Below are 7,638 nucleotides of genomic sequence, written 5' to 3'. Positions count from 1 at the left end.
CACCCCATCGTCCCCCGTTTTTTTTTTCCCCTTGGTCCCCCCCCCCCCCCCCGGGGGCCCCCGGGGGCGCCCCGGTACACCCGCGCCCCGCCCCCCGCCGCGCCCTTCCGAACAGGAACCTCCCAAAAGGCGACGACGATGTCCCACCACCCTCCGGCCACCACCGACTGGCCGTACACGGTCGCGACCCCCGGCAACCGCAACTGGGAAACCACGGCCGTCCGCTGGCTGCGCGACCTCCTGCCGGCCCGATACGGCGGATACACCACCCTCACGCACCACCCGGTCCTACTGGCCCGCCACGCCCAGCTGCAGGTCGAGCACGAGATCCGCGCGGTACGGGTGGCGATGCAGACCTGTCGCGCGGAACTGCCCACCCTGGGCGTCTCGGGACCGACGATCGAGAGCACGATCAGGCTCTACGCCATCGAACTGGACCAACTGAGCCGCCTGGCCCGAGGCGTCCGCCTGATCACAGCGGCGCTCCTCACGGCGAGCGACCAGGCCGCTCGCCGACAGGCCCGGGTCTGAAGCACCTCGGTCGATCAGCGGCGGCGTTCACGGCGCGTTCTGGGCCACGGGGGCCGGACGAAGGCCGCGCCTTGTCCCGCGGACCATGGTCGAAGCGAGGCCGTACCGGATGCACCGCGCGACGTCCGGTGTTGGAATGGCGATCAGGGGCCTCCAGGATCAGAGGTGACGTTGTGAGCGAGCAATTCGACGAGATCGGCCCCATCGACTATCTGGTGATCGAGTTTCCCGGCAACCGCATGACCGGCGAGGGCTTCCCGCTCCTGGTCGACCTGGTGGACCGCGGCCTCATCCGGATCCTCGACCTGATGTTCATCAGGAAGGACGAGGACGGTTCGGTGACCGCACTGGAGATCGCGGATCTCACCGGGGACGGCAATCTCGACCTCGCTGTCTTCGAAGGCGCCCGGTCGGGGTTGCTGGGGCAGGACGACCTGGAGGAAGCCGCGGCCGCGGTGGAGCCGGGCAACTCCGCCGGTCTGCTGATCTACGAGAACGTGTGGGCCGCGCCGTTCGCCGCCGCCCTGCGGCGGGGCGGAGCCCAGTTGGTCGCCTCCGGGCGGGTGCCCGTACAAGCCATCCTCGCGTCGCTCGAAGCGGCCGAGGAAACGGGGTGACCCGTCGCCGTTCGCGCGACGACCTCGCGTGAGATGTGAGAGGAGAACCCGATGCCAGGTCTACTTCGCGGAGTGGCCCGCACGGCGGTCGTCGCGGGTACGGCGACCGCGGTGTCCAACCGCGTGTCGCGCCGCCAGCAGGGTCGCTGGGCCGCTCAGCAGGGCTATCAGACGCAGCCGGCCGAACCGCCAGCCGCCGCCGCTCCCCAGCCGGCCGACGACATGGAGAGCAAACTGGACCAGCTCAAGCAACTCGGGACGCTCAAGGAACAGGGAGTGCTCACCGACGCCGAGTTCGAGGAGCAGAAGCGCAGAATCCTCGGCTGACCCGCCCTCGGGAGAATTCCGCGCCGGCGCGCGGCAGGGCCGGTGCTGCGGCGGCGGATCGTCTCGCCCCTCCCCCACGATCCTTGCCACCACGCGCCCGCCGGGAGTGGTCGAGGGTTACGAGCGATCACGCTTGAGCGAGTCCACGATTCCTTCGGCCCGGTGGCGAACGCTCTTCGCCTTCTGACGGAGCTTGGCTTTCGTCTGGTCGGTCCTGCCCTCGGCCTCAAGGCGCTCGTGGCCGGTGATCTTTCCGGCGATCTCTTTGAGTCTGCCCTTGGCCTTGTCCATGGCGTCACTCATGCTCGTGATCCTCCGTCCCATCGGTTCCCACCCTCCACGCTAGGTTCGGACGACCCCGGGTGCTCGTCGGCCGGCTCGCGTGGAAGCACCCGGGCGCCCTACCGAGGCTCGTCCGTCATCGCCCCGCGGCCGAAGGCGGCGGCCATGCGAAGGGTGCACACTGACACTGGAGCCTCGCACGGTCCGTCCGTAGGAACTGCCGGCCCGCTCCAGTCGCCCGACCTGCGCGTCGTGGAGACGTGGCGACGGCTCCACAAGCGCTGAGAAGTCCCGGGACGATCCACTCGGGCGGGCGTGAGGAGGACCCATGACAACGCCACAAGGCTCCTCACCCGGCGCCGGACCCGAGGACATGACCGGGAGGGCGCCCACCCCTCCGTCGGTCGACCCTGCGGACCAGTTGGCACGTCTCGGCCGGTCCTGGACCTGGCTCATGGGCGCGGCGATGGCGACACTCGTACCGGGCATCCTGGCTCTCGTGTGGCCGGACGTGACCCTGCACGTCCTGGCCGTGCTCATCGGGCTCTACCTGCTGGTGACCGGCGTCTTCCGCTTCGTGGCCGTGTTCGGCCGCGACAGCGGCGACCGCGTGCCCGGCCTGATCGTGGCCCTCCTGTGTGTCCTGGGCGGGGTGCTGTGCCTGAGGAACCCGCTCCAGACGATCGCCGCGCTCTCGCTCATCGTCGGCGCCGTCTGGCTGGTGTCCGGCATCGTCACCCTTTACTCCGCCATCGCCACCAAGAACATGCCGCACCGCGGCATCGTCATGGCCGTCGCGGCCCTCGGCATCGTCGCGGGAATCGTGGTCCTGGCGCTTCCGGCAGAGTCGGCCCGGACCCTGACCAGGCTGCTCGGACTGTGGCTCGTCCTCATGGGCCTGGCCGAGGCGGCCGTCGCCCTGGCGTGGCGGTCGGCCCTGCGCCGCGCGGGCATCACGGCCCACGACACGTCCGGCCCGGCCACCGGTCGCACCGGCGCGGCTCACTGACCGAGGAACGACAACCGCACCTGGCGCTCCGGGTTGTCCTTGTTGGTGTCCACCAACCTCCGTTAGGACAACCCCAGCCTATCGGGATTGCCACTCACACCAGCCTGGTGCCGTGGTCAGCCCTCCCGGGATGACCACGGCGGCTGGGGCCCGGCAAGGCGTGCAGAAGTCGCTATGGCTGATCCGCCGCGCGGACATCACCACGCCTGGAACGGCCCTGTCGCCCAGGGCCCTCCCGACGCCACCTCCGCCACCGGCACCGACAGTCAGTGGCAGGCCACCGGCTACCTCATCGCCGAAATCGCGGCGGACATGCGCAAGTTCGAGGACGAGAAGAGGAAGCGCGAGGACGCCGCCGTCAGGGCGCAGAGGGCGATCACCAACGCCAGGGCCCGACTAGCCGGCGTGGTCACCAGCGCCGGCCGCAGCCGCGAATGGGTCCGCAAGACCGTCGGCTGACCCGCAGGGCGAACGCGAGTGCCCGCGACGCAGTGCCCCGCCGCCGTCGCCAGGGGCTCGAGGAACGTCGGCCCGGTTGACGGCCCGCAGACTCAGCCGACGCACCTCGTGCCCCTCGCGTTCACGATCTGCCCGGAAGAACCGGCACCTTGCACCTGACGCAAGGCGTGCCGGTCGGCGTCACTACTGTTTCCGTCATGCGTATGAAGATGGTCGCGGCTGCCGGGTTCTTCGGCCTGCTGCTCGCAGGCTGCGGGATCGGCTCGGACGACGAATCCGCGCGGAAGCCTACCTTTCCAGAGCTGCCTCAGAAGGTCGTGAAGCCGGTACCGCAGCCGACGGGCGTGCTGCATCCGTCGCCGCCGCCCGGTGCCGCCTTCCACGAGATCGTCGCCTTCGGCTTGCGGGAGAAGGTTCTCGACATGGCCGGCACGGACGGGACGACGACGGCCCGATGCCCTGCGTCCCTCAAGCTGAAGGACGGCGCTCAGGCCGTGTGCGTGAGCACGTGGGAGGGCCTGAGGATTGAGTGGGACATCCTCGTATACAAGAAGGCGGACGCTCCGAACGACCTGAAGTGGGGCGCCGAACCGCGCATGGCGATCCTCACACGGGACGGTGCCGCCAACGCCGTCTACGGCTACTACCTGCCCGATCTCGTGCGCTGCAACAACATTCCCCCTGCCGTTCTCGTCCCCATCGAGCAGGAGATGAAGGAGTACACCTGCCAGACCGTGACGGACGGCAGAGCAGGAAAGCCCATGCCGGCACGAGTCACCTTGGGCGGCCCGTTCTTCCGCTGCAAGGGAAGGACGGAGGTCCATGCATGCGGCTGAACGGGCAGAGACCCGACCCCGGTCATCTTCGGAGGCAACGCGCTTCGACTCTGGCTACGAAATTCTTGCCAGAGCCACTTTGACGAGTACGCCGACACCTCGTGCTTGCGGGAGCACCAACGGGGTCGGCGGGCGCAGCGTGTGCTACTTCCGGGACCGGGTCTCGGTTCCGGGTGATGCTGGAGCGCCTGCGTCGGTGGGCTGCCGGAGGATGCGCATCCATCGGCCGAGTCGGTTGTCGCCGCTAGGAGGGGGACCGCCGCGGCTGAGCTCGTCGAAGTGGTTCCGGGTCAGCATCCGCATGCTGGGGATGTTGCGGTAGTCGACGAGGCCGGTGACGTAGATCCGGGGTGCTTTCGGTGCGCGGTCTCGGATGTCCCAGAGCGCTTCGTTGATGGCCTCGTCGGCCATCGCTCCGGGGGTGCCTGTTTGTCCGAAGAGGGCCCCTCCTGCGACGCGATAGCGCTCAGCGACTGCGAGGAAGCACAGGTCCCTGACGGGGCAGTCGTCCGGGACCTCCAGTTCCTGGGGGTACTCGTCGGGTTCGAGCAGCCGGTGTGCGTAGGCGGCGGCGATGCCCTCGGAGTCTTCGGCGATCAGGAGTCGTCCGTCAAGGCCTGCATCCTTGGCCTGGTTGGTCTTAGCGATGCCGAAGTGGCGGAAGAACGCCTGGACGGTGTACTCGACGCGGATCTCACCGCGCCTTCGGCGTTCGGCGGTGCAGGCGAAGGACTGCATGTAGGTCTTGTCCTGCTTGGTGACCTCGCGCCACTTGACGTCGTGGGTCATCGTCGGCGGGGCCGGAGTTCAGGGGTGGGACGGTCGGCACGGATGAGTTCCATCATGCGCTTGGCTTCGGCGGCGGTGATGGGGCGGTCATGGTGGGCGAGGGCGGCTTCGAGTTCCTTGCGCGCCATGACCTTGGCGGCATCGACGCCGCGCTTGTTGATCTGCTTGGGTCGCTTCTTGGCCTTGGTCTTCATGACCTTGGCAGGCTTGCCCGCTGTGATGCTGCGACTCCAGAGGGGAGCCGCTTTCTGGGCGCCGCCGCCGGCACCGTAGCTCGCCCGGAGGTTGTTGACGGTCGTGCGGGACGTGGCGGAGCGGGGCTTGTCGGCCTTGGCGCGCATTTCTGAGTCGAGCTTGGTCTTGGCCGTGCCGGAGCGCGGCTGGAGCTTCTCCCCCTCGCCGGTGCCCTCGCGCTTCGCCATGTGTGCAGGGTACTGGCACTTTGACCCCGGTGGGCGGAGATGACCTCGGGGCCCACCGGGGTCGAGGTGGAGCATGGTTCTCTCACCTTTGTGGAACAGACGAACCGCACCCGTCGAACCCCTGCCCGCGGTTCCCCGAGACTCCCTGCATGAGCCTGCTCTGGTACCTGCGTTCCCGGCTACTTGCGGGCCAGCCACCGGCGGCGGCCCCAGGGGGTGAGTAGGTGGTGCCACCAGCGGGAGGTCACGTCAAGCCGGGCGGTCTTAGCGAACTCGCGGAGCTGCTCCAGGAGCTCCGCGTTGCTGGTGATGATGGGCAATTGGCCGTCGCGGAACTCGACGAGTCCCTTCATCCGCATGTCGAGGATGCTGATGCCCTCCTGCCCCTCGGGGATGTCGACGGTTGTGTTCCAGCCGGTGCGTGGATGCCCGAGGGGCGGCATGATCATGGCGCCGACGAGCCGTCCGAAGAGTTGATTGGCCGCCGCGCGTACGTGGCGGGGGCGCGGAGTTCGATGGCCAGAACGGCGGAGAGGAGTTCGGTGACGTCCTGGTGCTCTAGGCGGCCGTTGTTGAACGCGACTGAGCAGGCCCGGATAAACCGGTCGTAGGCGGCTGCCCGGTCTTCAGTGCGTCCGTGGCGGACCATGACGTAGGGGTGGTGGCGGCGCGGGCGGCGTTGAGAGCGTGGCCGGCGGCGGGGATGAGCGGGTCGGGCATGTAATCGAAGGTAGGCCTGGCGCTGGCCACGCGGGAGGGGTTCTCGGTATCTGAGCTGACGAGGCGGATAGAATGCAGAGTTTAACTTTACGGAACAGACAAGCGACCCTCCCAGGTGCTGAGAGTGAGCCGAGGTCCGGAGGGGAAGTGCGGGTGAGTGGCGCGGGCCCCGCGACTGCAGGCTGGTGGTGGCTGAGGACGGCTTGTCTGTTCCGAAAAGGTCGAATGCTGGAGTGATCACGCCGATAGAGTGCATATACCCGGCCACCCGGCCTGACAGACAGACACGCATACAGCCGCCCTGAGGTCCCCTTGAGCACACTTCTCGACGCCGATCTCACCGCCGACCAACTCGTCCTTCTCCACCTACTGGGAGCACCGTGGGCCGAGACCGGGGAGTGGCCACGCTGGGGCTACGTGCAGCACCACTTCGATACGAAGCGACGCTCGGACGCCGAAGCCATACTCCGGTCCCTCCCCCGCATCGGATCAGACACGCCTTTCGGGGCCGGCTACGGCCTCACCACCGCCGTCACAGACCACCGCGCCATAGGCGAGACCGACACCATCCGCCTCACCATCGCCGGCTCCATCCACATCGCCTCCATGCGACAGAAGGCTGGCATCCCATTCGTCCGTGTCCTCAAGCACATGATCCAACTCTGGGACGACAAACCCGTCTCCCCCAGCGACCCCGGCAAGGCCTATCTACGCTCTGAAGGCCTCGCCCAGAAGCTGCGCCTCCGCCAAGTCTTCGTCGACGCACTGCCCGACCTGTTGTCCTACGAACCAGCCATCACCACCGGCAACGGCACCACCACGGCCGACGGCACCTGGGAACGCGAGATCACCCGGAGCGTTCTGCAATACCGCGACACCAAAGGCCTTGAGGATTACATCGCCGCCACCGAACGGATCGTCGCAACCAACGCCGCCCAGTACATCTCCTTCCCCGCCACCAGCCACCTCCCCCAGCCCACGCCGGACCCCACCCCCGCAGCGACCGATTCCCAACCGCCCTACCTCGACGCCGAACTCCTTGCCGACCTTGCGGGCGTGGCCGAAGACACGAAGTGGAAGCTCGGCAAGCTCCTCGCACTGTGCCACGAACTCAACAACAACTACGCAGCCCGCAACCCCTACGCCTGCGCCGCCCTCATCCGAGCCATCACCGACCACGTCCCACCTGTGTTCGGACACGCCGACTTCAAGCAAGTCGCCGCCCAGCACACCTTCGCAATGCAGCGGACCGACAAGGCCCACGCCCGGGCACTCGCCGACTTCAAGGACATCGCACACGACGCGCTCCACCGCCCCATCAGCCCCAACCTCCCGATGATCACCATGCACGACCTGCCCGGACCCACGCGGCTCAGAGCCGTACTCCACGAACTCGTGACGGTCCTACAGCGGCAGGAACCCAGCTGACTACATGCTGAGTGGCGGCGGCCATGCTCTCACGGGCCCGGAACGAGCACCCGGAACCAACCGGGCGTCCTGGGGACCGACAGGCAAGCGGTCTACATCCGGTCGAGACCGAACATCCTGTTCACGGCTTGCTTGATGGTGAACTTCGGCCTGGGTGAAGCACCTGCCTGACCGCACCCGACAAGTCCTACTGCTGCGGAGCAATGAACATGGTCCAC

The 7,638-nt window shown here is 67.9% G+C and carries 11 protein-coding genes; 7 read left to right on the top strand and 4 right to left on the bottom strand.

From position 1 onward, the window contains the following. Positions 1-138: 138 nt before the first annotated feature. From ACFWRO_RS22465 to ACFWRO_RS22455, 3 genes are all read left to right on the top strand, one after another. On the top strand, positions 139-531 hold the full coding sequence (locus ACFWRO_RS22465; protein ID WP_384512839.1) for a hypothetical protein: 393 nt from the start codon (positions 139-141) through the stop codon (positions 529-531). Between the two features lie 173 nt (positions 532-704). Further along, complete coding sequence (locus ACFWRO_RS22460) at positions 705-1,148, top strand: DUF6325 family protein (protein ID WP_384512838.1); 444 nt, start codon at positions 705-707, stop codon at positions 1,146-1,148. A 51-nt stretch (positions 1,149-1,199) separates the two neighbouring features. Further along, positions 1,200-1,475, top strand: a complete 276-nt coding sequence (locus tag ACFWRO_RS22455) for an SHOCT domain-containing protein (protein WP_384512837.1) — start codon at positions 1,200-1,202, stop codon at positions 1,473-1,475. Positions 1,476-1,592: 117 nt separating this feature from the next. On the opposite strand, the gene ACFWRO_RS22450 is transcribed toward ACFWRO_RS22455, so the two are convergent. Next, the gene (locus tag ACFWRO_RS22450; protein WP_384512836.1) at positions 1,593-1,778 is read right to left on the bottom strand and encodes a CsbD family protein; all 186 of its coding nucleotides are present in this window, start codon (positions 1,776-1,778) and stop codon (positions 1,593-1,595) included. A gap of 307 nt (positions 1,779-2,085) precedes the next feature. On the opposite strand from ACFWRO_RS22450, the gene ACFWRO_RS22445 reads away from it, so the two are divergent. The 3 genes from ACFWRO_RS22445 to ACFWRO_RS22435 all read left to right on the top strand — a co-directional run bounded on the left by ACFWRO_RS22445 (position 2,086) and on the right by ACFWRO_RS22435 (position 4,061). Beyond that, the gene (locus ACFWRO_RS22445) at positions 2,086-2,766 is read left to right on the top strand and encodes an HdeD family acid-resistance protein (RefSeq protein WP_384512835.1); all 681 of its coding nucleotides are present in this window, start codon (positions 2,086-2,088) and stop codon (positions 2,764-2,766) included. A gap of 174 nt (positions 2,767-2,940) precedes the next feature. Next, entirely contained in the window at positions 2,941-3,225 is a 285-nt protein-coding gene (locus ACFWRO_RS22440; RefSeq protein WP_384512834.1) for a hypothetical protein, read from the top strand. A gap of 149 nt (positions 3,226-3,374) precedes the next feature. Further along, positions 3,375-4,061: a hypothetical protein gene (locus ACFWRO_RS22435; protein WP_384512833.1), complete on the top strand. Its 687-nt coding sequence runs from the start codon at positions 3,375-3,377 to the stop codon at positions 4,059-4,061. Between the two features lie 144 nt (positions 4,062-4,205). Here ACFWRO_RS22435 and ACFWRO_RS22430 read toward each other — a convergent pair whose 3' ends face one another. The 3 genes from ACFWRO_RS22430 to ACFWRO_RS22420 all read right to left on the bottom strand — a co-directional run bounded on the left by ACFWRO_RS22430 (position 4,206) and on the right by ACFWRO_RS22420 (position 5,721). Beyond that, positions 4,206-4,850: a hypothetical protein gene (locus tag ACFWRO_RS22430; RefSeq protein WP_384512832.1), complete on the bottom strand. Its 645-nt coding sequence runs from the start codon at positions 4,848-4,850 to the stop codon at positions 4,206-4,208. Then, a complete protein-coding gene (locus ACFWRO_RS22425; protein ID WP_384512831.1) occupies positions 4,847-5,272 on the bottom strand; it encodes a hypothetical protein in 426 nt (141 codons plus the stop codon). The genes ACFWRO_RS22430 and ACFWRO_RS22425 overlap by 4 nt, the downstream gene beginning before the upstream one ends. 179 nt (positions 5,273-5,451) lie before the next feature. After that, positions 5,452-5,721: a hypothetical protein gene (locus ACFWRO_RS22420; RefSeq protein WP_384512830.1), complete on the bottom strand. Its 270-nt coding sequence runs from the start codon at positions 5,719-5,721 to the stop codon at positions 5,452-5,454. Positions 5,722-6,304: 583 nt separating this feature from the next. Between ACFWRO_RS22420 and ACFWRO_RS22415 the strand changes: the two genes are divergently transcribed. Then, a complete protein-coding gene (locus tag ACFWRO_RS22415; protein WP_384512829.1) occupies positions 6,305-7,420 on the top strand; it encodes a hypothetical protein in 1,116 nt (371 codons plus the stop codon). Positions 7,421-7,638: the final 218 nt, after the last annotated feature.

This window comes from Streptomyces sp. NPDC058579, from assembly GCF_042718575.1.
Classification (GTDB): Bacteria; Actinomycetota; Actinomycetes; order Streptomycetales; family Streptomycetaceae; genus Streptomyces.
The sequence above is the reverse complement of the archived record's forward strand: the minus strand, read 5'-3'. Positions and strand labels throughout refer to the sequence as shown.

What these genes read in the sequence shown, in the direction of transcription:
- ACFWRO_RS22465 (WP_384512839.1), top strand. Translation starts at nt 139, where the DNA reads ATGTCCCACCACCCTCCGGCCACCACCGACTGGCCGTACACGGTCGCG.
- ACFWRO_RS22455 (WP_384512837.1), top strand. Translation starts at nt 1,200, where the DNA reads ATGCCAGGTCTACTTCGCGGAGTGGCCCGCACGGCGGTCGTCGCGGGT.
- ACFWRO_RS22450 (WP_384512836.1), bottom strand. Translation starts at nt 1,778, where the DNA reads ATGAGTGACGCCATGGACAAGGCCAAGGGCAGACTCAAAGAGATCGCC.
- ACFWRO_RS22445 (WP_384512835.1), top strand. Translation starts at nt 2,086, where the DNA reads ATGACAACGCCACAAGGCTCCTCACCCGGCGCCGGACCCGAGGACATG.
- ACFWRO_RS22440 (WP_384512834.1), top strand. Translation starts at nt 2,941, where the DNA reads ATGGCTGATCCGCCGCGCGGACATCACCACGCCTGGAACGGCCCTGTC.
- ACFWRO_RS22430 (WP_384512832.1), bottom strand. Translation starts at nt 4,850, where the DNA reads ATGACCCACGACGTCAAGTGGCGCGAGGTCACCAAGCAGGACAAGACC.
- ACFWRO_RS22425 (WP_384512831.1), bottom strand. Translation starts at nt 5,272, where the DNA reads ATGGCGAAGCGCGAGGGCACCGGCGAGGGGGAGAAGCTCCAGCCGCGC.
- ACFWRO_RS22420 (WP_384512830.1), bottom strand. Translation starts at nt 5,721, where the DNA reads ATGATCATGCCGCCCCTCGGGCATCCACGCACCGGCTGGAACACAACC.